The 22,915-nt window shown below is 73.5% G+C and carries 20 protein-coding genes; 15 read left to right on the top strand and 5 right to left on the bottom strand.

The window, feature by feature from the left end; all coding sequences use genetic code 11:
* The first annotated feature begins 187 nt into the window (after positions 1 to 187).
* Positions 188 to 1,285 (top strand): nicotinate-nucleotide--dimethylbenzimidazole phosphoribosyltransferase, encoded by a 1,098-nt coding sequence (cobT, locus tag FKN01_RS21395; protein ID WP_143623013.1) that lies wholly within the window; start codon positions 188 to 190, stop codon positions 1,283 to 1,285.
* A gap of 33 nt (positions 1,286 to 1,318) precedes the next feature.
* On the opposite strand, the gene FKN01_RS21390 is transcribed toward cobT, so the two are convergent.
* Positions 1,319 to 2,080, bottom strand: coding sequence for a hypothetical protein (locus FKN01_RS21390; RefSeq protein ID WP_143623011.1), 762 nt, complete (start codon positions 2,078 to 2,080; stop codon positions 1,319 to 1,321).
* Between the two features lie 87 nt (positions 2,081 to 2,167).
* Here FKN01_RS21390 and FKN01_RS21385 point away from each other — a divergent pair, with 87 nt between their 5' ends.
* On the top strand, positions 2,168 to 2,947 hold the full coding sequence (locus tag FKN01_RS21385; RefSeq protein ID WP_143623008.1) for an adenosylcobinamide-GDP ribazoletransferase: 780 nt from the start codon (positions 2,168 to 2,170) through the stop codon (positions 2,945 to 2,947).
* A gap of 7 nt (positions 2,948 to 2,954) precedes the next feature.
* On the opposite strand, the gene FKN01_RS21380 is transcribed toward FKN01_RS21385, so the two are convergent.
* Positions 2,955 to 3,803, bottom strand: coding sequence for an endo alpha-1,4 polygalactosaminidase (locus tag FKN01_RS21380; protein ID WP_143623006.1), 849 nt, complete (start codon positions 3,801 to 3,803; stop codon positions 2,955 to 2,957).
* 268 nt (positions 3,804 to 4,071) lie between these two features.
* On the opposite strand from FKN01_RS21380, the gene FKN01_RS21375 reads away from it, so the two are divergent.
* The 7 genes from FKN01_RS21375 (at position 4,072) to FKN01_RS21345 (ending at position 14,337) form a co-directional block, all read left to right on the top strand.
* Positions 4,072 to 5,625, top strand: coding sequence for a leucyl aminopeptidase (locus FKN01_RS21375; RefSeq protein WP_143623004.1), 1,554 nt, complete (start codon positions 4,072 to 4,074; stop codon positions 5,623 to 5,625).
* A gap of 257 nt (positions 5,626 to 5,882) precedes the next feature.
* Positions 5,883 to 7,271 carry a dihydrolipoyl dehydrogenase gene (lpdA, locus tag FKN01_RS21370; protein WP_185992930.1) on the top strand — a complete coding sequence of 463 codons (1,389 nt, stop codon included), beginning with the start codon at positions 5,883 to 5,885 and terminating at the stop codon, positions 7,269 to 7,271.
* A gap of 60 nt (positions 7,272 to 7,331) precedes the next feature.
* Positions 7,332 to 9,014, top strand: a complete 1,683-nt coding sequence (gene sucB, locus FKN01_RS21365; protein WP_143623000.1) for a 2-oxoglutarate dehydrogenase, E2 component, dihydrolipoamide succinyltransferase — start codon at positions 7,332 to 7,334, stop codon at positions 9,012 to 9,014.
* A 131-nt stretch (positions 9,015 to 9,145) separates the two neighbouring features.
* The gene (locus FKN01_RS21360; RefSeq protein ID WP_143622999.1) at positions 9,146 to 9,769 is read left to right on the top strand and encodes a GntR family transcriptional regulator; all 624 of its coding nucleotides are present in this window, start codon (positions 9,146 to 9,148) and stop codon (positions 9,767 to 9,769) included.
* A 256-nt stretch (positions 9,770 to 10,025) separates the two neighbouring features.
* Complete coding sequence (aceE, locus tag FKN01_RS21355) at positions 10,026 to 12,695, top strand: pyruvate dehydrogenase (acetyl-transferring), homodimeric type (protein WP_143622997.1); 2,670 nt, start codon at positions 10,026 to 10,028, stop codon at positions 12,693 to 12,695.
* 81 nt (positions 12,696 to 12,776) lie between these two features.
* Entirely contained in the window at positions 12,777 to 13,757 is a 981-nt protein-coding gene (locus FKN01_RS21350) for a YafY family protein (RefSeq protein ID WP_185992929.1), read from the top strand.
* A gap of 61 nt (positions 13,758 to 13,818) precedes the next feature.
* Complete coding sequence (locus FKN01_RS21345) at positions 13,819 to 14,337, top strand: DUF4240 domain-containing protein (RefSeq protein WP_143623037.1); 519 nt, start codon at positions 13,819 to 13,821, stop codon at positions 14,335 to 14,337.
* A gap of 11 nt (positions 14,338 to 14,348) precedes the next feature.
* On the opposite strand, the gene FKN01_RS21340 is transcribed toward FKN01_RS21345, so the two are convergent.
* Positions 14,349 to 14,876 carry a GNAT family N-acetyltransferase gene (locus FKN01_RS21340; RefSeq protein ID WP_143622995.1) on the bottom strand — a complete coding sequence of 176 codons (528 nt, stop codon included), beginning with the start codon at positions 14,874 to 14,876 and terminating at the stop codon, positions 14,349 to 14,351.
* A gap of 56 nt (positions 14,877 to 14,932) precedes the next feature.
* Between FKN01_RS21340 and FKN01_RS21335 the strand changes: the two genes are divergently transcribed.
* Together FKN01_RS21335 and FKN01_RS21330 are read left to right on the top strand one after the other, a co-directional pair.
* A complete protein-coding gene (locus tag FKN01_RS21335; RefSeq protein ID WP_143622993.1) occupies positions 14,933 to 15,832 on the top strand; it encodes a TIGR01777 family oxidoreductase in 900 nt (299 codons plus the stop codon).
* A gap of 178 nt (positions 15,833 to 16,010) precedes the next feature.
* Positions 16,011 to 17,348 (top strand): FAD-dependent oxidoreductase, encoded by a 1,338-nt coding sequence (locus FKN01_RS21330; RefSeq protein ID WP_143622991.1) that lies wholly within the window; start codon positions 16,011 to 16,013, stop codon positions 17,346 to 17,348.
* Positions 17,349 to 17,357: 9 nt separating this feature from the next.
* Here FKN01_RS21330 and FKN01_RS21325 read toward each other — a convergent pair whose 3' ends face one another.
* On the bottom strand, positions 17,358 to 18,935 hold the full coding sequence (locus FKN01_RS21325; RefSeq protein WP_143622989.1) for a regulator: 1,578 nt from the start codon (positions 18,933 to 18,935) through the stop codon (positions 17,358 to 17,360).
* A 297-nt stretch (positions 18,936 to 19,232) separates the two neighbouring features.
* Between FKN01_RS21325 and lipB the strand changes: the two genes are divergently transcribed.
* The 4 genes from lipB to FKN01_RS21305 all read left to right on the top strand — a co-directional run bounded on the left by lipB (position 19,233) and on the right by FKN01_RS21305 (position 22,333).
* Positions 19,233 to 20,045, top strand: coding sequence for a lipoyl(octanoyl) transferase LipB (gene lipB, locus FKN01_RS21320; RefSeq protein ID WP_143622987.1), 813 nt, complete (start codon positions 19,233 to 19,235; stop codon positions 20,043 to 20,045).
* 159 nt (positions 20,046 to 20,204) lie between these two features.
* Entirely contained in the window at positions 20,205 to 21,140 is a 936-nt protein-coding gene (lipA, locus tag FKN01_RS21315) for a lipoyl synthase (RefSeq protein ID WP_143623035.1), read from the top strand.
* 256 nt (positions 21,141 to 21,396) lie between these two features.
* A complete protein-coding gene (locus FKN01_RS21310; protein ID WP_143622985.1) occupies positions 21,397 to 21,612 on the top strand; it encodes a hypothetical protein in 216 nt (71 codons plus the stop codon).
* A gap of 10 nt (positions 21,613 to 21,622) precedes the next feature.
* Positions 21,623 to 22,333 carry a DUF4191 domain-containing protein gene (locus tag FKN01_RS21305; RefSeq protein ID WP_143622983.1) on the top strand — a complete coding sequence of 237 codons (711 nt, stop codon included), beginning with the start codon at positions 21,623 to 21,625 and terminating at the stop codon, positions 22,331 to 22,333.
* Between the two features lie 106 nt (positions 22,334 to 22,439).
* Here FKN01_RS21305 and FKN01_RS21300 read toward each other — a convergent pair whose 3' ends face one another.
* The gene (locus tag FKN01_RS21300) at positions 22,440 to 22,907 is read right to left on the bottom strand and encodes an RDD family protein (RefSeq protein ID WP_185992928.1); all 468 of its coding nucleotides are present in this window, start codon (positions 22,905 to 22,907) and stop codon (positions 22,440 to 22,442) included.
* Positions 22,908 to 22,915 lie beyond the last annotated feature (8 nt).

Below are 22,915 nucleotides of genomic sequence, written 5' to 3'. Positions count from 1 at the left end.
GGGGGGGGGGGGGGGGGGGGGGGGGGGGGGCGGGGGGGGGGGGGGGGGGGGGGGGGGGGGGGGGGGGGGGGGGGGGGCCCGGGCCGTACCGGGCGGGGCCGGAAAACCTGGCGGGTACTGTTCCGCGAGGAGCCCGCCGCCGGGCTCCCCGGACCACTCCCCGTATCGACCCGCGAGGCAGACCCCCGTGAATCTGGACGACTTCTCCGACCTGATCGAACGCCCCGACGGTGGCGTACGGCGCGACGCCGAGGAACGCCGGGAGCGGCTCGTCGTGCCCCCGGGCGCCCTCGGCCGGCTGGACGAGCTGGCCGAGTGGCTGTCGACCGCCCAGCAGGCCTCGCCGGTGCGGACGGTCGAGCAGCCGCGCGTGGTGCTGTTCGCGGGCGACCACGGGGTCGCCGGGCTCGGCGTGTCCGGCCGCGCGGCCTCCACCGCGCACGAGCTGGTCCGGGCCACGCTGGACGGCTCGACCCCGCTGGCGGTCCTGGCCCGCCGGTTCTCCGTTCCGGTGCGGATCGTGGACGCCGGTCTGGACTGCGACCCGGAGCTGCTGCCGGAGGCCGTCGTACGGACCCGGGTGCGGCGCGGCAGCGGCCGGATCGACGTCGAGGACGCGCTGACGGCCGAGGAGGCCGAGGCCGCGGTGCGGCTCGGGATCGCGGTGGCGGACGAGGAGGCCGACTCGGGCACCGATCTGGTGGTGCTCGGCGACCTGAGCGTGGGCGGCACGACGGCGGCGGCCACGCTGATCGCGGCGCTCTGCGGCACGGACGCCTCGGTGGTGACCGGGCGCGGCGGTGCCGGGATCGACGATCTGGCCTGGATGCGCAAGTGCGCGGCGATCCGCGACGCGCTGCGCCGGGCCCGGCCGGTCCTGGGCGACCAGCTGGAGCTGCTGGCCACCGTGGGCGGCGCGGACCTGGCGGCGATGACCGGCTTCCTGCTCCAGTGCGCGGTGCGGCGGCTGCCCGTGGTCCTGGACGGGGTGGTCGGCGCGGCAGCCGCGCTGGTCGGCCAGCGGGCCGCGTTCCGGGCGCCCGACTGGTGGCTGGCGGGCCAGCTGAGCGGTGAGCCGGCGCAGGCGAAGGCCCTCGACCGGATGGCCCTCAATCCGCTGCTCGACCACGGCGTCGTGGTGGGCGAGGGTTGCGGGGCGCTGCTCGCCCTTCCCTTCGTCCAGGCCGCCGCCGCGCTGGCCGCCGAGCTGCCCGAGCGGGAGCCGGAGGCGGCGGAGGACGGCGCGGACGGTGCGGACGGCGAGAAGGACGGCGCGACGGACTGACGCCGCCGCGCCGCGCGGGCCGCGGCGCGGTGGTCACGGCTTGGACGGCGGGAGCGGGACCCGGTCCGGCGCCCCGCCGATCAGGTCCTGGAATTTGCGGCGCGGGCCGACCCAGCGCACGTCGTGGTGGTAGGCCCGCAGCACCGCCCGGGAGCGGGCGCGGTGCCGGCCGCGGTAGAACCGCCTGGCCCACAGCGAGGCCGGCCGGGCCAGCCGGACCGCGCCGATCAGGGCCACGAACGGGACGAGCGTGCCGACCACCGCCATCCGGGCCTTGCCCTTGCAGAGGGCGATCAGCACGAAGCAGAAGTTGATGACGACGGTGAGCACGGCCCCCAGCCGGCCCTGCTCCTGATCGTCGCTCAGGTTGTCCACGCCCAGCGGTGAGAACCCGGCGAGCACCAGCAGCACCAGGGCCGCGGTGAGCACCACGGCCTCCACGCTCCGGCGCCCCTCCTCGGTCCAGTACACGTCGTCCAGGTAGAGGATCAGGGCGAACTCGTCCAGCACCAGGCCCGCACCGATGCCGAAGACGACCGCGCAGATCCCGGCCGTGACCCCGTGCCGCCCGCCGGCCACCGCGCCGAAGCCGCCGACGACGCTCAGCACCACGCCGGGCACCACGTGGTGGATGTGGACGCCGCCGGGCGTGATGTTGCGGAACGGCCCCTTCCCGGCCCGGATCATCCTGGTCACGATCCGGGTGATCGCGAAGGTCAGCACGAAGGCGGAGAGCGCCAGGAGCAGGGGGAGCTTGCCCGGCTCCACGAAGTTGCGATCGAACCAGTGACCCATGCCACCCACTCCCGCTCGTCCGCCTGTGCCCCGTTATGCGGCATTCGGTCAATCTAACGGTCGTCCCCACCGATTAGCCTGCGCGCCGTGACCTCCCTGAACAGCCACGGCCTGCGCTTCGCCTTCGGCACCCTGACCGTGCTCCCCGTCCGCGTCACCCGCTGGGACCGGGAGGCCGCCCGGGCCGGGATGCTGTGCGCCCCGGTGGCCGGGCTGGCCGTCGGCGTCCTCGCGGCGGTGCCGGGCAGCCTGCTGCTGTGGGGCGGGGCGGGCCCGCTGCTCGCCGCGGTCGCCTCGGCCGCCGTGCCCGCCGCGCTGACCCGGGGCCTCCACCTGGACGGTCTCGCGGACACCGCCGACGGCCTGGGCAGCGGCAAGCCGGCCGACGACGCGCTGCGGATCATGAAGCGGTCGGACATCGGCCCGTTCGGCGTGGTCACCCTGCTCTTCGTGCTGCTGGCCCAGGTGGCGGCCCTGCAGCGGCTGTACGCGGACGGCTGGGCGCAGGGCGCGGTGGCGGCCGTCGCCTCCGCCGTCGTCGCCCGGCTCGCGCTCACCCTGGCCTCCCGGCGCGGCGTCCCGGCGGCCCGCCCGGAGGGCCTGGGCGCGGCCGTCGCCGGTACGGTCCCGGTGGCCGGTGCCCGGGCGGTGGGGCTCGTGGTGGTGGCGGGGTGCGCGGGGGCGGGGGCGCTGCTGGGCGGGTACGGGGCGCTGCGCTACGCCCTGGCCGCCGTGGCCGCGCCGGTGGCGGCCGGGCTGCTGCTGCGGCACTGCGTGCGGCGGTTCGGCGGGGTGACCGGCGACGTGTTCGGGGCGCTGGCGGAGACGGCCGCGACGGTGACGCTGGTGGGCCTGGCGCTGGGCTGAGAAGCCCCTAGGCGCAGCTCTCGCGCTCCGCGCCCAACTCGTACTCCTTGCGCAGCGAGCTGAGCCCCAGCTCCCTGGACCGCGCGCAGAACTTCGCCGCCGGCAGCTCGTACTCCACGTGGAAGACCGCCTTGCCGGCCTTCACGAACGGGGTCAGCTCCTCGCACTCCTCGTACTGCGCGCACTGCTCGTTGACCGCGAAGTCGAAGTCCGCGACCAGTTCCGGGATCTGCGGGAGGTCGTTCTTGAGGCCGACGGACATGCCGTGCCGGTGGACCAGGCGGGCGATCAGGCGGTTGTAGCGCAGCTGGTCGGCCGCGGTGAGGGGGAAGCCGCTCCGGTTGCGGTAGCCGTCCATGTTGTCCGGTTCGACCGCGTCGAAGCCCTTCTTCGCGCACATCGCGATCCGGGTCTCCATCAGCGGTTCCAGGACCTCGGTGCGCCGGATGTCGAGCCAGCGCTCGCCCTTCCAGCCGTTGCCCTTCCCGAGGACGGCGGCGGGGAAACGGGACGCGTCCGGACGGAAGTCCTCCCAGGCGCCGGTGGACAGGTAGCAGATGACCTTGCGGCCCCGGCGGTGCAGCGCGGCCACCTCGGCCGCCGTCCGGTCGAAGCCGTCGATGTCGTACACCGGCGCGTCCACGGAGGTGTCGAGCTTCCCGGACAGCTGCCACTGCCAGTCCGTGCCCGGCGCCGGCCGCCAGCGCGCCGGCGAGGGCGGCGCGGAGCCGCCGGCCTTCCCCGCCGGGGCCTCGGCCCCCTCGGCGCATCCCGCCAGCATCGTGATCAGCGTCAGTGCGGTGGCGGCGAGAGCGCCGCGCGCTCCGCTCACCCGTGCGGCCGTGCGGTCGCGCATCGTTCTCCCATGTCCCCGGGCCCTCGCCAACAGCCCCGCGTCCGGGCCCCGTTCCCCCGGGCCGGTCCGCCCGGGGCCACTACCGTACGACGGCCGGGGCCCTCCGGAAGGCGCTACGGGCCCGCCGCCGTGAGCGGGCAGCAAAGGCGCGCGTAGGCTCATTCCCGGCACATTGCGGCCGCATTCACGATGCGCCGGGCCCGGTCGGCCACCCCTTCCGACCGGCACAGGCCGAACAGAACTCAAACGGAAGCGAGATTTCACCACCGTGACTGCTCTCACTCTCAGCACTGCCGGTGCGGCGACGCTGCGCGCCGACGCCCTTGTCGTGGGCGTCGCCAAGGGCGCTGGATCCAAGCCTGGGGACCTGGTCCTCGCACCGGGCGCCGAGGCCGTGGACAAGGCGTTCGGCGGGAAGCTCGCCGCCGTCCTGGCGACCCTGGGCGCCTCGGGTGCCGAGGGCGAGCTGACGAAGGTCCCCGCCCCGGAGGGGCTGAAGGCCCCCGTCGTGATCGCGGCCGGTCTCGGCAAGGCGCCCGGGAAGGACGGCGCGTACGACGCCGAGACGCTGCGCCGGGCCGCCGGTGCCGCCGCCCGTTCGCTGGCCGGGTCGAAGAAGGCCGGCTTCGCGCTGCCCGTCGGCTCCGTCGAGGACGCCGAGGCGATCGCGGAGGGCGCCCTGCTCGGCGCGTACGCCTTCACCGCCTACCAGGCCGGTGAGAACAAGCTGGCGCCGAAGGACGCGAAGCCCGCCGCCGCGAAGCAGGCGCTGGCCGAGGTCGCCGTGCTCGGCGCCAAGCCGCGCGACAAGGCGTTCAAGGCCGCCGCCGAGCGCGCGATCGCCCTCGCCGAGGAGATCAACCGCGCCCGCGACCTGGTCAACACCCCGCCCAACGACCTGTACCCCGAGTCCTTCGCCGCCGTGGCCACCGCCGCCGGCAAGGAGCACGGCATCAAGGTGCAGGTGCTGGACGAGAAGGCGCTCGTCAAGGGCGGCTACGGCGGCATCCTGGGCGTCGGCCAGGGCGCGGAGCGCGGTCCGCGCCTGGTGAAGCTCGCCTACACGCACCCGAAGGCGGAGAAGACCCTGGCCCTCGTCGGCAAGGGCATCACCTACGACTCGGGCGGCATCTCGCTGAAGCCGGCCGGTCACAACGAGACGATGAAGTGCGACATGGCCGGCGCCGCCGCCGTGTTCGCGACCGTCGTCTCGGCCGCCCGTCTGGGCCTGCGCGTCAACGTCACCGGCTGGCTGGCGCTCGCCGAGAACATGCCGTCGGGCAGCGCCACCCGCCCGGGTGACGTCCTGCGCATGTACAGCGGCAAGACCGTCGAGGTCCTGAACACCGACGCCGAGGGCCGGCTCGTCATGGCCGACGCGCTGACCCGCGCCTCGGAGGAGAACCCGGACGCGATCGTCGACGTGGCGACCCTGACCGGCGCGATGGTGCTGGCCCTGGGCAACCGCACCTTCGGCATCATGTCCAACGACGACGCCTTCCGCACCTCGATCCACGAGATCGCGGAGGAGGTCGGCGAGGCGTCCTGGCCGATGCCGCTCCCGGCCGACCTGCGCAAGGGCATGGACTCCTCGACCGCCGACATCGCCAACATGGGCGAGCGGATGGGCGGCGGCCTGGTGGCCGGCCTCTTCCTGAAGGAGTTCGTGGGCGAGGGCATCGCCTGGGCCCACCTGGACATCGCGGGCCCCGCCTTCCACGAGGGCGCCCCGTACGGCTACACGCCCAAGGGCGGCACCGGCTCCGCCGTCCGTACGCTGGTGAAGCTGGCGGAGCGCACCGCCGCCGGCGACCTCGGCTGACCGGCCGGAAACGGCCTCCTCCACGGCCCCGGGCATACGTCCGGGGCCGTAGGTGTTCCCCACCGGGACGGATGACCGACCGTCCCGGACACGGGCCCCGCGTCCCGCCCACCGTCAACAAGTGCGAAGATGGGTTCTCGGCAGGACAGGGCCCCCACCACAGGGCCGAAGACAAAGCGGCCGCACACCAGCCGACCGGCCGGTAACACCCCGAGGACGGGGCCCGGCGTACGGCGCACATGCATGGAGGACGTGACGTGGCGAACGACGCCAGCACCGTTTTCGACCTAGTGATCCTCGGCGGTGGTAGCGGCGGGTACGCCGCGGCCCTGCGCGGAGCGCAGCTGGGCCTGGACGTCGCTCTGATCGAGAAGGGCAAGGTCGGCGGCACCTGCCTGCACAACGGCTGTATTCCCACGAAGGCCCTGCTGCACGCCGGCGAGATCGCGGACCAGGCCCGCGAGTCCGCGCAGTTCGGCGTCAAGGCCACCTTCGAGGGCATCGACATGGCGGCCGTCCACAAGTACAAGGACGACGTGATCTCCGGCCTCTACAAGGGCCTGCAGGGTCTCGTCGCCTCCCGCAAGGTGCACTACATCGAGGGCGAGGGCCGGCTCTCCTCCCCCACCTCGGTGGACGTGAACGGCCAGCGCATCCAGGGCCGCCACGTGCTCCTCGCGACCGGCTCCGTGCCGAAGTCGCTGCCGGGCCTGGAGATCGACGGCAACCGCATCATCTCCTCGGACCACGCGCTGAAGCTGGACCGGGTCCCGAAGTCCGCGATCGTGCTGGGCGGCGGCGTCATCGGCGTCGAGTTCGCCTCGGCGTGGACCTCCTTCGGCACCGATGTGACGATCATCGAGGGCCTGAAGCACCTCGTCCCGGTCGAGGACGAGAACAGCTCGAAGCTTCTTGAGCGCGCCTTCCGCAAGCGCGGCATCAAGTTCAACCTCGGCACGTTCTTCCAGAGCGCCGAGTACACGCAGGACGGCGTCCGCGTGACCCTCGCCGACGGCAAGACCTTCGAGGCGGAGGTGCTGCTGGTCGCGATCGGCCGCGGCCCGGTCTCGCAGGGCCTCGGTTACGAGGAGGCCGGGGTCGCCATGGACCGCGGCTACGTCCTGGTGGACGAGTACATGCGCACCAACGTTCCGACGATCTCGGCCGTGGGCGACCTGGTCCCGACGCTCCAGCTGGCGCACGTCGGCTTCGCCGAGGGCATCCTCGTCGCGGAGCGGCTGGCCGGTCTCAAGACCGTCCCGATCGACTACGACGGTGTGCCCCGGGTCACGTACTGCCACCCGGAGGTCGCCTCCGTCGGCATCACCGAGGCCAAGGCCAAGGAGCTCTACGGCGCGGACAAGGTCGTCGCGCTGAAGTACAACCTCGCGGGCAACGGCAAGAGCAAGATCCTCAAGACCGCGGGCGAGATCAAGCTCGTCCAGGTCAAGGACGGTGCCGTGGTCGGCGTCCACATGGTCGGTGACCGTATGGGCGAGCAGGTCGGCGAAGCCCAGCTGATCTACAACTGGGAGGCGCTGCCCGCCGAGGTCGCGCAGCTCATCCACGCCCACCCGACGCAGAACGAGGCGATGGGCGAGGCGCACCTGGCGCTCGCCGGCAAGCCGCTGCACTCCCACGACTGACCCGTCGACCGGGCGCGACGACCGACCACTTCCGCATTTTCGTAAGGAGCAACTGAAACCATGTCGGTTTCCGTAACCCTTCCGGCGCTCGGCGAGAGCGTCACCGAGGGCACTGTCACCCGCTGGCTGAAGGCCGAGGGCGAGCGCGTCGAGGCCGACGAGCCGCTGCTCGAGGTCTCGACCGACAAGGTCGACACCGAGATCCCCGCCCCCGCCTCCGGCGTCCTGTCGTCCATCAAGGTCGCCGAGGACGAGACCGTCGAGGGCGGCGCCGAGCTGGCCGTCATCGACGACGGCGCGGGCGCCCCGGCCGCCGAGGCCGCTCCGGCCGCCGAGCCGGCCGCCACCCCGGCCCCGGCCGCCGCCGAGGCCCCGACCGCCCCGTCGACCGAGACCGAGGCCCCGGCCGAGGCGCCGAGCGCCGAGGCCGCCACCGGCGCCTCCTCCGCCTCCGGCACCGACGTCACCCTGCCGGCGCTCGGCGAGAGCGTCACCGAGGGCACCGTCACCCGCTGGCTGAAGGAGGTCGGCGAGGAGGTCGCGGAGGACGAGCCGCTGCTCGAGGTCTCCACGGACAAGGTCGACACCGAGATCCCCGCCCCGGTCGCCGGTGTGCTGCTGGAGATCGTGGTCGGCGAGGACGAGACCGCCGAGGTCGGCGCCAAGCTCGCCGTCATCGGCGCGCCCGGTGCCGCTCCGGCCCAGGCCCCGGCCCCGGCGGCGCCCGCCCCGGCCGCAGCCCCCGCGCCGGAACCGGCTCCGGCCGCCCCGGCGCAGGCTCCGGCCCCCGCCCCGGCCGCGACCTCCGGTGACGACGGCGCGTACGTCACGCCGCTGGTCCGCAAGCTCGCCGCCGAGAACGGCGTCGACCTGGGCGCGGTCAAGGGCACCGGCGTCGGTGGCCGCATCCGCAAGCAGGACGTCGTCGCCGCCGCGGAGGCCGCCAAGGCCGCCGCCGCTGCCCCGGCGCCCGCCGCCGCCGCTCCGGCCGCCGCCAAGGCGCCGAAGCTGGAGGCCAGCCCGCTGCGCGGCCAGACCGTCAAGATGACCCGCATGCGCAAGGTCATCGGCGACAACATGATGAAGGCGCTGCACTCGCAGGCCCAGCTGACCTCGGTCGTCGAGGTCGACGTCACCAAGCTGATGAAGCTGCGTGCCCGCGCGAAGGACGCCTTCGCGGCCCGGGAGGGCGTCAAGCTCTCCCCGATGCCGTTCTACGTGAAGGCCGCCGCCCAGGCGCTGAAGGCCCACCCGGTCATCAACGCCCGGATCAACGAGGACGAAGGCACCATCACGTACTTCGACTCGGAGAACATCGGCATCGCCGTGGACGCCGAGAAGGGCCTGATGACCCCGGTCATCAAGGGCGCGGGCGACCTCAACATCGCCGGCATCTCGAAGAAGACCGCCGAGCTGGCCGGCAAGGCCCGCGGTGGCGGCCTGACCCCGGACGACATGTCCGGTGCCACCTTCACCATCAGCAACACCGGCTCGCGCGGCGCGCTGTTCGACACCGTCATCGTGCCGCCGAACCAGGCGGCCATCCTGGGCATCGGTGCCACCGTGAAGCGTCCCGCGGTCATCGAGACCGAGGAGGGCACCGTGATCGGTGTCCGCGACATGACGTACCTGTCGCTCTCCTACGACCACCGTCTGGTGGACGGCGCGGACGCCGCCCGCTACCTGACCGCGGTCAAGGCGATCCTGGAGGCCGGCGAGTTCGAGGTCGAGCTCGGCCTGTAACCAGCCTCACGATCGGCGCCCCCGTCCGGAACACTTCCGGGCGGGGGCGCCGCCGTATTGTCTAGACACCACCGGTCGCCCCGGCCACCGTGCCCGGTGCAGGCGTACCGGTCTGTCCGAAGGAGCCCGTCATGACCCCGCCCGTCGTCCACTCGCTGCGCGAACAGATCCGCGAGCACATCGTGGAGGGGATCGTCAGCGGGCGCTGGAAGCCGGGCGAGCGGATCGTGGAGCGGCGCATCGCCACCGAGCTGGAGGTCAGCCAGACGCCCGTGCGCGAGGCGCTGCGGGAGCTGGAGACGCTGCGGCTGATCGAGTCGGCGCCCAACAAGGGCGTCCGGGTCCGCAACCTCACCGCCGCCGACCTGGAGGAGAGCTACCCCGTACGGGCGGGCCTGGAGCAGATCGCGGCCGAGCTGGCGGCCCCGGGGCTCGGCGAGGACTGCTCGCTCCTCGCCCCGCACGTGGCGGCGCTGTACGAGGCGGACCGGCTGGCGGACGGCGAGGCCCAGGTCCGGCACACGGTCGCCTTCCACCGCGCCATGGTGCGGGCGGCCGGGAACGCGGTGCTGCTGCACACCTGGGAGGGGCTGGGCATCGAGGTGTTCACGGCCCTGTCGATCCGCTGGCTGGGCACCGTCCAGAAGTCGTACGCGGAGGAGCACGAGGCCCTCATCGACGCCTTCCTGCGCAAGGACCCGGACATCGGGACGCTGGTCAAGGCCCACGTCCTGGGGTGCGCGCCGCGCGCCTGAGACGCCGCGCACGTGTCGCCCCCGCTGCTCTTACGTGCAGGTCGGCGCCCGTTTTGAGCGGGTAAATCCCGTCACTCGGTGCCCCATTTCATGGCACCGCATGCCACTTTCTTCATATCGAGAAGTTTTGCCGTTCATCCTTTGATCGATCATCGATCGGCGATTTACAGTTCACCTCGCGGGCCCACCGGCCCCATCGCCCTGTCCTGCCAGTCAGGGACTTCTCCACCCCCCTCCTCACCGGAAGGCGGCGATCATGACCGACCCCGTAGGAAAGCTTCCGAGCGAGCTCGACCAGCTCCCGGACCGCGACCCGGAGGAGACCGCTGAATGGGCGGCCTCCCTGGACGCCGTCACCAAGGCCGCGGGCCCGCACCGTGCCGCGTACCTGATGCGGCGCTCGCTCCAGCATGCCGAGGGCGCCGGTCTCGCGCTGCCCAAGCTGCTGGAGACCGACTACGTCAACTCCATCCCGACCGCCGCGGAGCCCGACTTCGCCGGTGACCTGGAGATGGAGTCGAAGATCACCGCGTGGAACCGCTGGAACGCGGCCGCGATGGTCACCCGTGGCGCGCGCTACGGCGTCGGCGGTCACATCGCCACCTTCGCCTCGGCGGCCTGGCTGTACGAGACCGGCTTCAACCACTTCTTCCGCGGCAAGGAGGGGGACGGCTCCGGCGACCAGCTGTACGTGCAGGGCCACGCCTCCCCCGGCATCTACGCCCGCGCCTTCCTCGACGGCCGGCTCAGCGAGCAGCAGCTCGACAACTTCCGCCAGGAGGCGGGCGGCAACGGCCTCCCGTCCTACCCGCACCCGCGGCGGCTGCCCTGGCTGTGGGAGTTCCCCACGGTCTCCATGGGCCTCGGCCCGCTCTCGGCGATCTACCAGGCGCGCTTCAACCGCTACCTCGCCAACCGCAACATCAAGGACACGTCGAACTCGCACGTCTGGGCCTTCCTGGGCGACGGCGAGATGGACGAGCCCGAGTCGACCGCCGCCCTCGCGCTGGCGGCCCGCGAGAAGCTCGACAACCTGACCTTCGTCATCAACTGCAACCTGCAGCGCCTCGACGGTCCGGTCCGCGCCAACTTCCGCGTCGTGCAGGAGCTGGAGGGCGCCTTCCGGGGCGCCGGCTGGAACGTCATCAAGACGCTCTGGGGCAACGCCTGGGACGAGCTGTTCCAGCTCGACACCACGGGCGCGCTGGTGCGCCGCCTCCGCGAGGTCCCGGACGCGCAGTTCCAGACGTACGCCACCCGCGACGTCGCGTACATCCGCGAGCACTTCTTCGGCGCCGAGCCCGCCCTCGCCGAGCTGGCGAAGCTGCTCACCGACGCGAAGATCGCCGAGTGCTTCTACACCTCGCGCGGCGGCCACGAGGCCCGCAAGGTGTACGCGGCCTACCGCGCCGCCGTCGAGCACAAGGGCGCGCCGACCGTGATCCTCGCCCAGACGGTGAAGGGCTACACGCTCGGCAAGGGCTTCGAGTCCAAGAACGCCAACCACCAGATGAAGAAGCTGACGATCGACGAGTTCAAGGGCATGCGCGAGCTGCTCGGCCTCCCGATCCCGGACAGCGCCTTCGCCGACGGCCTGGTGCCCTACGCCCACCCGGGCGCCGACTCCCCCGAGGTCCGCTACCTCCAGGAGCGCCGTGCCGCCCTCGGCGGCCCCGCCCCGGCCCGCCGGGTGCACGCGGTGGCGCTGCCGCAGCCCGAGGAGCGCGCGTTCGCCGCGCTCAAGAAGGGCTCCGGCAAGCAGGAGATGGCCACCACCATGGCCTTCGTCCGCCTGGTCAAGGACCTGATGCGGGACAAGCAGACCGGCAGGCGCTGGGTGCCGATCGTCCCCGACGAGGCCCGCACCTTCGGCATGGAGTCGCTGTTCCCCTCCGCCGGCATCTACTCCCCGCTGGGCCAGACGTACGAGCCGGTCGACCGCGACCAGCTGATGTACTACAAGGAGGCCAAGGACGGCCAGATCCTCAACGAGGGGATCACCGAGGCCGGCGCCATGGCCGACTTCATCGCCGCCGCCACGTCCTACGCGACGCACGGCGAGACGATGATCCCGTTCTACATCTTCTACTCGATGTTCGGCTGGCAGCGGACCGGCGACCAGTTCTGGCAGCTCGCCGACCAGCTCGGCAAGGGCTTCATCGTGGGTGCCACCGCCGGCCGTACGACCCTGACCGGCGAGGGCCTCCAGCACGCGGACGGCCACTCGCACCTGATCGCCGCCACCAACCCGGCGTCGCTCAACTACGACCCGGCGTTCGCGTACGAGATCGCGGTGATCGTCAAGGACGGTCTGCGCCGGATGTACGGCCCCGACGCCGAGGACGTCTTCTACTACCTGACGGTCTACAACGAGCCGAAGCCGCAGCCCGCGATGCCGGAAGGCGTCGAGGAGGGCATCGTCAAGGGCCTCTACCGCTTCAAGGAGGGCGCGCCCGCCGCGGCGAACGGCCCGCGCGCCCAGCTGCTGGCCTCCGGCACGGCGATCCACTGGGCCCTGGAGGCCCAGGAGCTCCTCGCCGCCGACTGGGGTGTCACGGCCGACGTCTGGTCCGCGACCTCCTGGGGCGAGCTGCGCCGCGAGGCGCTGGAGTGCGACGAGGCGCTGCTCCGCGGTGAGCAGCGGGTGCCGTACGTGACGCAGGCGCTGGAGGGCGCTCCGGGCCCGGTCGTCGCGGTCAGCGACTGGATGCGCGCGGTACCGGACCAGATCAGCCAGTGGGTCGAGCAGGACTGGACCTCGCTCGGCACGGACGGCTTCGGGCTCTCCGACACCCGTGACGCGGCCCGCCGCCACTTCGGCGTCGACGCCCAGTCCGTCGTCGTCGCGACCCTGGCCCAGCTGGCCCGGCGCGGCGAGGTGCCGGCGACCGCCGTCAAGGAGGCGCGGGACCGGTACGGTCTCTGACGGTCCCCACCGGGCCCGTCCGGCGCTCGAGGTCTTGTCCTCGATCGCCGGACGGGCCCGGTCTGCGTCCACAATGGCCGCATGCGTGCTGCCCGGCTGATCCGAATGGTGCTGCTCCTCCAGGCCCGCCCCGGCATGACCGCCGCCGAGCTGGCCCGGGAGCTGGAGGTGTCCGAGCGGACCGTCACCCGGGACGCGCAGGCCCTCTCCGAGGCCGGTGTCCCGGTCTACGCGGAGCGCGGCCGGGCCGGCGGCTACCGGCTCGTCGGCGGGTACCGCACCGGGCTGACCGGTCTCGCCCGTGACGAGGCGGAGGCGCTCTTCCTGTCCGGGCTGCCCTCCGCGCTGCGCGAGATGGGGCTCGCGGACGCCGCCTCGGCCGCCCGGCTGAAGGTGTCGGCGGCCCTGACGCCCGCGCTGCGGGACGCCCCGGCGGGGGCGGGGCGGCGCTTCCACCTGGACGCGCCCGGCTGGTACCAGGAGCCGGTCACGCCGGAGCTGCTGCCCGCCGTGGCCGAGGCGGTGTGGCGCGACCGGCTGCTCCTGGCCCGGTACCGCCCGGCCGGCCGGGATTCCGACGCCGAACGGGAGCTGGCCCCGTACGGGCTCGTCCTGAAGGCGGGCGTCTGGTACCTGTGCGCCCGCGCGGGCGACGACACGCGGGTGTACCGCATCGACCGGTTCACCGCCGCCACCGTTTCGGACACTCCTTTCGTCCGGGACGAGGGTTTCGACCTGCCCGCCTTCTGGGAAGAGCGGTCCGCCGCGTTCGCCCGCTCCCTGCTGCGTACGGAGGTGACGCTGCGGCTCTCGGAGGCGGCCGCGCACCGGCTGCCGCACGTCGTGGACCGGGCCGCCGCCACCCGGGCGCTGGAGGCGGCGGGGCCGCCCTCCGCCGACGGCTGGGTCTCGGTCACCCTGCCGGTGGAGTCCCTGGACGTCGCCTACGGCCAGCTGCTGGGCCTCGGACCGGAGTTGGAGGTGCTGGGGCCGGCCGTGCTGCGGGAGAGGTTCGCGACCGCCGCCGCCCGGCTGCACGCGCTCTACGGGGGCGCGCCCTGACGGCTTCGTAGCGGTGTCTGGGCGTGCGTCGGCCGCGCTCAGGGCAGATGCTGGACCCGTGATGGACGAGACCGAGTTCTGGGAGCTGATCGACAGCACGCGCGAGGCCGCCGACGGCGACCCCGAGGACCATGCCGACCTGCTGGTCGACAAGCTGGTGCTGCTCGACCCCGAAGCGGTGCTGGACTTCGCCCGGCACTTCGAGGCCCGCTTCAACCGGGCCTACCGCTGGGACCTGTGGGGCGCCGCCGCCATCCTGCTCGGCGGCGCGGACGACGACGCCTTCGACTACTTCCGCTGCTGGCTGATCGGCCGGGGCCGGGAGGTCTTCGAGGGCGCCGTGCAGGACCCGGACGCCCTGGCCGAGCTGCTCGACTCCTTCGACGAGGAGCTGGACGGCGACGGCGAGGAGCTGGGCTACGCGGCCGACGAGGCGTACGAACAGCTCACCGGCGTGGTCGCGCCCGGCCTCGGACTGCCGCCGCAGCCCGACGAGCCGGAGGGCACCCCGCTCGACCCGGACGACGACGCGGCCCTGGCGGCCCGGCTGCCCGCCCTGTGGGAGCGGTTCGGCGGCTGAGCGCGCCCCCGTCACGGGGTGAGCGCGCGGCCCATCAGCACGTCGTCCACGTAACTCCCGGCCAGGAAGAACTCGCCCCGCAGCACGCCCTCGACGGTGAAGCCCTCCGCCTCGTACAGCGCGCGGGCGGGCGCGTTGTGGCCGAGGACCCGCAGGGTGATCCGGCTCGCCCCCTCGACCCGTGCCGCCGCGCAGGCCGCACGGACCAGGGCGCGCCCGACGCCCCGGCCGCGCGCCCAGTGGGCCACGGCCAGGCCCTGGATCTGCCGGACGTGCGCGTTGCAGGCCAGCGGGGTCGGCGGCACGACGCGTATGTAACCGGCCGGCACCCGCTCCCCCGCCTCGTTCACCGCTTCCGCCACCAGGATGTCCCGGGGCGGGTGCCGCTCGTCGAAGAACGGCTCGTACGGGGGCTGCGGGCGCGGCTGCACCGCGTGCAGGGTCGACCAGGTGGCGCGGTCCAGCTCGCCGAGCGCGGACTCGTCCGCGAGAACGGCACGGCGGACGAGGGGCGGGGCGGGGGCAGCGGGTTCGGTCATGGCCGCCACTGTGCCACGGCCGCGTACGACGGCCCCGGTGGGGCAGGATGGACGCCATGCCGCACTCCCGTATCGCCGTCAGCGGATCGACCGGACTCATCGGAGCGGCGCTGGTGCGCTCGCTGCGGGCCGACGGGCACGAGGTGGTCCGCCTGGTGCGCCACCCGGCCAGGGACGGCGACGAGGTGGAGTGGGACCCGAAGCGGGGTCACGTGGACGTGGCCGGTCTGGTGGGCTGCGACGCGGTCGTCCACCTCGCCGGGGCGGGGGTCGGGGACCACCGGTGGACCGAGGCGTACAAGAAGGAGATCCGGGACAGCCGGGTGCTGGGCACCGCCGCGATCGCGGACGCCGTCGCCTCGCTCGACACCCCGCCCGCCGTGCTGCTGTCCGGCTCCGCGATCGGCTTCTACGGGGACACCGGCGACCGCCCGGTCGACGAGGAGGCGCCGCCCGGGGACGGGTTCCTGCCGTCGGTCTGCGTGGAGTGGGAGGAGGCCACGGCGGCGGCCGAGGAGGCGGGGGTGCGTACGGTGCACGCCCGCACCGGCCTGGTGGTCGCCCGGGAGGGCGGGGCCTGGGGCAAGCTCTTCCCGCTGTTCCGGGCGGGGCTCGGCGGCCGGATGGGCGACGGGCGGCAGTACTGGAGCTTCATCGCGCTGCACGACCACATCGCGGCGCTGCGGCACATCCTCGACACCCCGGAGCTGTCCGGGCCGGTGAACCTGACCGCCCCGACGCCCGTCACCAACGCCGAGGTGACCGCCGCGATGGGCCGGGTGCTGCGGCGGCCCACCCTCTTCACGGCGCCCGCACCGGCCCTGCGGCTCGCGCTCGGCGAGTTCGCCGGGGACGTGCTGGGCAGTCAGCGGGTGCTGCCGACGCGGCTGCTCGGCTCCGGGTTCTCGTTCGCCTTCCCGTCCGTCGACGCCGCCGTCCGGGCCGCCCTGCGCTGACCCCCGGGGTGCCCCGGCCCTTTTCGGACAGGCGTGCGACCCCGTGCATCGGTGCACCGGCCCGCGCGCGACTGCGCAGGATCGGGCCACTCGCCTAGCCTCCTGCCGAACTCACGCATTCCGGTGGTCGGTTGAGGGCATGAGCCCCCCACCACTCGCGCCGAACCGGGGAGGGCACGTGCTCAGCACGGCACACCACGCGGACGTCGTCATCATCGGGGCCGGGATCGCCGGCCTGTCGGCGGCCCACCGACTGACCAGCGCCGGGGTCAGTGTCAGCGTCCTGGAGGCCGGCCCCGGCGTCGGCGGCCGGATGGCCACCGACGAGGTGGACGGGTTCCGCCTCGACCGCGTCGGCCCGCTGCTCAACACCGCGTATCCGGAGCTCCGCACCACACCGGGGCTCGACGGACTCGTCCTGCGCACCTTCGATCCCGGGGTCCTCGTACACAGCGGGGGCCGCCGCCACCGCACCGGCGAGACCCCCCGCGTGCCGGGCGCACGGGGTGCGTTCAAGGCGGCGCGCGCCCTCGCGCACGCCCCCCGGCCGCCGCGCGCGAGCGCCCTCACCGGGGCCATGGGCGGCGCGATCGACCACGCCCGGCTCGGCGTGGCCCTGGCCCGCCTCGCCGCCACGCCGCCGGCCCGCCTCCTCGCCCGGCCCGAACGCGCCGCGCTCGACGCCCTGGCCGGCCGGCTCTCCTCCCGGACGCTCGACGGCTTCGTACGCCCGTTGCTCACCGCGCTGCTCGGCGACCCGGACCTCACCACGTCCAGCCGGTGCGCCGACCTCGCCCTGCGGACCTACGCGAGCGGACGGCTGTGCGTGCCCGAGGGCGGGGCGGGTGCGCTGCCCGCGCTCCTCGCCGCTTCCCTGCCGCCCGGCACCGTACGCACCGGGGTGCACGTCACCTCCGCCGACATCACCTCCGTACGCACCAAGGAGCACGGTGAACTGGGCTGCCGGTCCCTGCTGGTGGCCACCGGAGCGAGCGCCGCCGCCGAACTGCTGCCGGGCCTGCGGCTGCCGTCCTTCCACCCGGTCACGGTGCTCCACCACACCGCCCCCGCTCCCCCGCCCACCGGCGCCTCGCTCCTCCTGGACGCCGACCGGGCGGGCCCCGTCTCCCACACCGCCGTGATGAGCGAGGTCGACCCGGCCCGCGCCCCGCTCGGCCGGACCCTGATCACCTCCACGGTCCTCGGCACCCCGCCCGACGACCTGGACCGCACGGTCCGCGCCCACCTCGCCACGCTCTACGGCGTGCCCACCGACGACTGGGAGCTGCTGGCCGCCCGCCACGACCCTGAGGCCGTCCCCGCGATGCCCGCCCCGCACGACCCGCGCCGCCCGGTCCGGGTCCTCGCCGGGCTCTACGTGTGCGGCGACCACCGCGACACCGGCACGGTCCAGGGCGCGCTGGCCTCGGGCGCCCGCGCCGCCGCCTCGATCCTCCACGACCTCGGCATCCGCCCGGCCGCCGAAAACGCCCCCGCGCTCCCCGAGGCGGCCTGAAGCGGAGCCTCAGCCCAGCGCGGCGACCCGCTCCCGGTAGCCGCGCACGGCGGCGGCGTCCCGGAAGGGCTCCAGCCGCCGTTCGAAGTCCCGTACGTACTCCGTGGCCCGCACCGAGCGCATCTCGGCCGCCTGCTGGGCGGCCTCCGCGCCCAGCAGGCACGCCTGGTCCAGCTCCCCCAGGCCCAGCCGGGCGGACGCCAGCACCACCCGGCAGAACAGCCTGCTCCGGGCGTACGCGGGGGCGCGCAGCTGGAGCGCGCGCTCCGCGTACTGCGCGGCGGACCGGTACTGCTGGAGGTCGCGGTGGCAGTGCCCGAACTCGTCGGCGAGCTGCGCCTCGTCGAAGTGACGCGCCCAGTGCGGCACCTCGTCGCCGGGACGGGCCGCCTCCAGCGCGCGTTCGGCCCGGGCGAGCGAGGCGGTGCACGCCTTGGAGTCCCCCAGCACCGCGTGCCCGCGCGCTTCCACCGCGTGCAGCATGGCCATGACGGCGTGGGGCGCGGCCGAGCCGATGCCCTGCTGTGCCACCCGGGCCAGCTGGACCGCTTCCCGGCCATGGGTGAGATAGACCGCCTGGCGGCTCATGGTGATCAGCACATAGCTGCCGTAGGCCCGGTCGGCAGCGGCCTGGGAGAGGCGGAGCGCCTGGACGAAGTAGCGCTGGGCGAGCCCGTGCGCCGCGATGTCGTACGAGGTCCAGCCCGCCAGCCTGGTCAGGTCGGCGGCGGCCCCGAACAGCCGCCGGCCGGTCGCCTCCCCGTACGTGCCGCGCAGCATCGGCTCCGTCTCGTGCTCCAGGTACCGCACGAGGGCCTGCCGGGCGTGCCCGCCGCCGTAGGCGTGGTCGAGCGTGCCGAAGAGCTCGGCCACCGAGCGCAGTGCCGCCACGTCCCCCTCGCCGACCCGCAGCCCCGAGCCCCGTTCGGTCTGCCGCTGCCGGGGCACCCCCGGGCCGGCCGTCGCGCCGCCGGCCGGGGCGCCGGGCGGTGCGGGCACTCCGCCGGGCCGCGAGGGCACCGGCCCCCGCACGCTGTGCCGTCCGCTCTGCTCGGGCACGGCGGCGAGGGCCCCGGCGGGGAACTGGGCGCCGGCCGGCCGGGCCGCTCCGGGCCTGGCCCCGCCGGGCGTGGGGCGGCCGACCCACTCGTCGGCGCGGCCGATCAGCCAGTCCCGGCTGGGCACGACGAGACCGGCCGGGGTGAACGCGATCTTCCGCAGCTCGGTGTGGCTGCCGGAGTCCTTGCGCCAGAGCCCGCTGACGATGTCCACGGCCTCGGCGGGCGTGGCGGCGAACTCCAGGCCCGCGTAGACCGGGGCGCAGGCGTCGAGCCCGAGGTCCTGCGCGGAGAGCCGGCGGCCGAGGCGCCGCGTGAAGACCTCGGCGATCAGCGCGGGGGTGGTGCCCCGGGGCTGCTGGCCGCGCAGCCAGCGGGTGACGGAGGTCTTGTCGTACCGCAGGTCGAGTCCGTGTTCGAGGCCGAGCTGGTCCACCCGGCGGGCGAGGCCGGCGTTGGAGAACCCGGCCTCGGTGATGAGCGAGGCGAGCCGGCGGTTGGGCGTGCGCTGCGGAGGTCGTTCGGACATCAGCTGTAGGGTCTCCTGCCTTCGGGGCCGGGCAGCCCTCTGACGAACGGCGCGAATTTAACTGCCCGCGGGGCGGCCTCAGCACCCTTCGCTCCACATTCATCCGATCGTGTGAGGATTGTCGGCGGCGCTGACGGGAAGACCTGCCCGGCCCCCGCGCCGACGCCGGTCGTACAGTGGCTAGGGCCTTTCGTCCGGCCTGATCCGCACGAAAGGCCCTGAGCGCGATTCGTGCAGGGTGACGCGGTTCCGGGAAACCCCCGGCTCCACGGCACCGCGAGGAGAGAGGCTGCTGCCGTGAGTGAGCTCCGGTTCGTCCGCATGGGATTCGGCGAGAACGCCGTCGACTACCGGGAGGCGTGGCAGAAGCAGCGCGAGGTGCACGCGGCGCGGTTCGAGGACACCGTCCCGGACACCTGCCTGCTCCTGGAACACCCGCCCGTCTACACCGCGGGCAGGCGCACGGAGGACAGCGAGCGCCCCCTCGACGGCACCCCCGTCATCGACGTGGACCGCGGCGGCAAGATCACCTGGCACGGCCCCGGCCAACTCGTCGGCTACCCGATCCAGAAGCTCCCGCGCCCGGTCGACGTCGTCGCCCATGTGCGCCGCCTGGAGGAGGCGCTGATCCGCACCGCCGCCGAGTTCGGCGTCGAGACCAGCCGGGTCGAGGGCCGCAGCGGCGTCTGGGTCCTGGGCGACCCGGTCGAACAGCGCCCCGCCCTCGGCGGCCTCACGCTCGACTTCGACCCGCGCCTGGCGGACGAGGAGTTCGACCCGCGGCTCAACGGCCCCGAGTACGCCCCGTCCAACGCCGGCCAGCGCCGCGAGGACCGCAAGCTCGCCGCCATCGGCATCCGCGTCGCCAAGGGCGTCACCATGCACGGCTTCTCGTTCAACGTGAACCCCGACAACACCTGGTTCGACCGCATCGTGCCCTGCGGCATCCGGGACGCCGGCGTCACCTCGCTCAGCTACGAGCTGGGCCGCGACGTCACCATCGACGAGGTCCTGCCGGTCGTCGAGAAGCACCTCCGGGACATCCTGGAGAACGCCGAGCTCGCCCCCCGTACGATCGAGCGCTCCGGCGACGCCGTGGCCACGGCGTGACCCACGGAACACGCTGCCGGGAATAGGCCCTGCCTGCCCCAGGTTGGGCAGACGTACAACCGAATGAACTACGGGCGTACCCTGGTGTTCGCCGAAGAATCCAATGCAGTGAAAGCAAAGGGGAGTGCCGGAGTGTCTGTCGCACCCGACGGGCGCAAGATGCTGCGCCTTGAGGTCCGGAACAGCCAGACCCCCATCGAGCGCAAGCCCGAGTGGATCAAGACCCGGGCGAAGATGGGCCCCGAGTACAACCAGCTGCAGAAACTCGTCAAGAGCGAGGGCCTGCACACCGTGTGCCAGGAGGCCGGCTGCCCCAACATCTTCGAGTGCTGGGAGGACCGCGAGGCCACGTTCCTCATCGGCGGTGACCAGTGCACCCGGCGCTGTGACTTCTGCCAGATCGACACGGGCAAGCCGCAGGCGCTGGACCGGGACGAGCCCCGCCGCGTCGGCGAGTCCGTCGTCACGATGGACCTGAACTACGCCACCATCACCGGCGTCGCCCGCGACGACCTGGAGGACGGCGGCGCCTGGCTGTACGCGGAGACCGTGCGCCAGATCCACGCCCAGACGGCGGACCGGGCGGCCGGCCGCACCAAGGTCGAGCTGCTGATCCCCGACTTCAACGCCGAGCCAGCCCAGCTCGCGGAGGTCTTCTCCGCGCGCCCCGAGGTGCTCGCGCACAACGTGGAGACGGTGCCGCGCATCTTCAAGCGCATCCGCCCCGGCTTCCGCTACGAGCGGTCCCTGGAGGTCATCACCCGCGCCCGCGAGGCCGGCCTGGTCACCAAGTCCAACCTGATCCTGGGCATGGGCGAGACCCGCGAGGAGGTCAGCGAGGCGCTCCAGGACCTGTACGACGCGGGCTGCGAGCTCATCACGATCACGCAGTACCTGCGGCCGTCGGTGCGCCACCACCCGGTCGAGCGCTGGGTGAAGCCGCACGAGTTCGTGGAGCTCAAGGACGAGGCCGACGCGATCGGGTACTCCGGCGTCATGTCCGGACCGCTCGTCCGCTCCTCGTACCGCGCCGGCCGCCTCTTCCAGCAGGCGATGGACCGGCGCGAGGCCCAGGCCCCGGTGCCGTCCGCGTAACCGGCACCCCTCCCGACGCGGTCCGTCCCGTCCCCGCAGGCCCGAGCGGCCCGGGGCGCGGACGGACCGCGTCGGCGTGCGCGGGGCCCGTATCGAGGTTTCATTGGTGTTTGACCGACCGGTCACGCGCTGGTAACACCGAACGGTGACGCTGGACGCACGCGCGGCGCGGTGACGCACACCGCCACCGCCGTTCCCGCGCACCGTCTCCAGTCCGCGCAGCACACGTACATCGTTTCCGAGGGGACTTGCCACGATGCAGGCCGCGCCGGTACGCGCCACCGTCATCCCGACCGTCACCAACACCCTCCGCGCCGTGGAGTCGCTGCTGCTCGGGGGCGGCCAGCGCACCGCCCGCCGCAACGCCTGGACGGCCGTCCTGGAGGACCGCCGCCGGGCCAGGGACCGGGCCGATTCCGGCTACGTGCCGGAACGGGAGGCCGTGGCCGCCCGTCGTTCGAAGGCCACGTAAACTTCATTGCATGGCGAGGAAGGCAAACACCACTGAAGGCGCGGACAGCGCCGAGAACGCGGGGCGGCTCAAGCAGATCGCTCTGACCTACAAGATGACCAAGCGGACCGACTCCAAGATCGGTCTCGTGGTCGCGGGTGTGGGAATCGTCACCTTCGGTGTCATCCTCGCGATCGGTTTCCTGATCGATCACCCGATCTACCTGGGCATCCTGGGCTTCGTGCTCGCGCTCCTCGCGATGGCGATCGTCTTCGGACGCCGCGCCGAGCGCGCCGCCTTCGGGCAGATGGAGGGCCAGCCGGGCGCCGCGGCGGCGGTGCTGGACCGGGTGGGCCGCGGCTGGACGACGACCCCGGCGGTCGCGATGAACCGCAACCAGGACGTCGTGCACCGCGCCGTCGGCAAGGCGGGCATCGTGCTGGTCGCCGAGGGCAACCCGAACCGGGTGAAGAGCCTGCTCGCGGCCGAGAAGAAGAAGATGGCCCGCATCGTGGTGGACGTCCCCGTCCACGACATCATCGTCGGCAACGGCGAGGGCCAGGTGCCCCTGAAGAAGGTCCGCACCAAGATGCTGAAGATGCCCCGCGTCCTGACCGGCCCCCAGGTGACGGCCGCGAACGACCGGCTGCGCGCGATGGGTGACCTGATGAGCAACATGCCCCTGCCGAAGGGCCCCATGCCGAAGGGCACGCGGATGCCTCGCGGCGGCAAGATGCGCTGACGCACCCGGAAGCCCGAGAGGGCGGGCCGTGCACCACGAAGGTGCACGGCCCGCCCTCTTCGCATGTCGTACTTCTTCGCGTGTCGTACTTCGCGTGTCGTACGCCTCAGACGCGGATCTGCACCGCGCGGGACAGGCGGTCGTGGAGGCCGCGGCCGTCGCGGTCCCAGACGAGGGCCGGGATCGCCAGGCAGAGCAGGACGCTGCGGACGAGGACCCGGACGAAGCCCAGGCGGCCACCGTCCTCGGCGACGACCCTGGTGCCCATGAGGCGCTTGCCGGGGGTGCAGCCGATCGTGCCGACGGTGAGGACGCTCATGACGAGGAAGATGCCGAGCGCCCAGTTCCCGGACGCCTGCTGGTCACCGCGAGCGAACAGTCCGTATGCGATCAGCATGCACAGGGCCCAGTCGATGAAGAGGGCCCCGAAGCGCCGACCGAGCGGGGCGATGGCCCCGGGGCCCTGCTCGGGGAGGCCGAGCCGCTTGCCCCGGTAGCCGAAGTCGGCGCCCATCTCCTCGGCCGCCGCGCGCGGCCCGGAGAGCCACGATCCGATTGCTTGCCTGTTGTCCACCCGACCAC

It is taken from the genome of Streptomyces sp. 130, from assembly GCF_007096885.1.
GTDB lineage: Bacteria > Actinomycetota > Actinomycetes > Streptomycetales > Streptomycetaceae > Streptomyces.
This window is presented reverse-complemented; position numbering and strand designations above follow the sequence as displayed.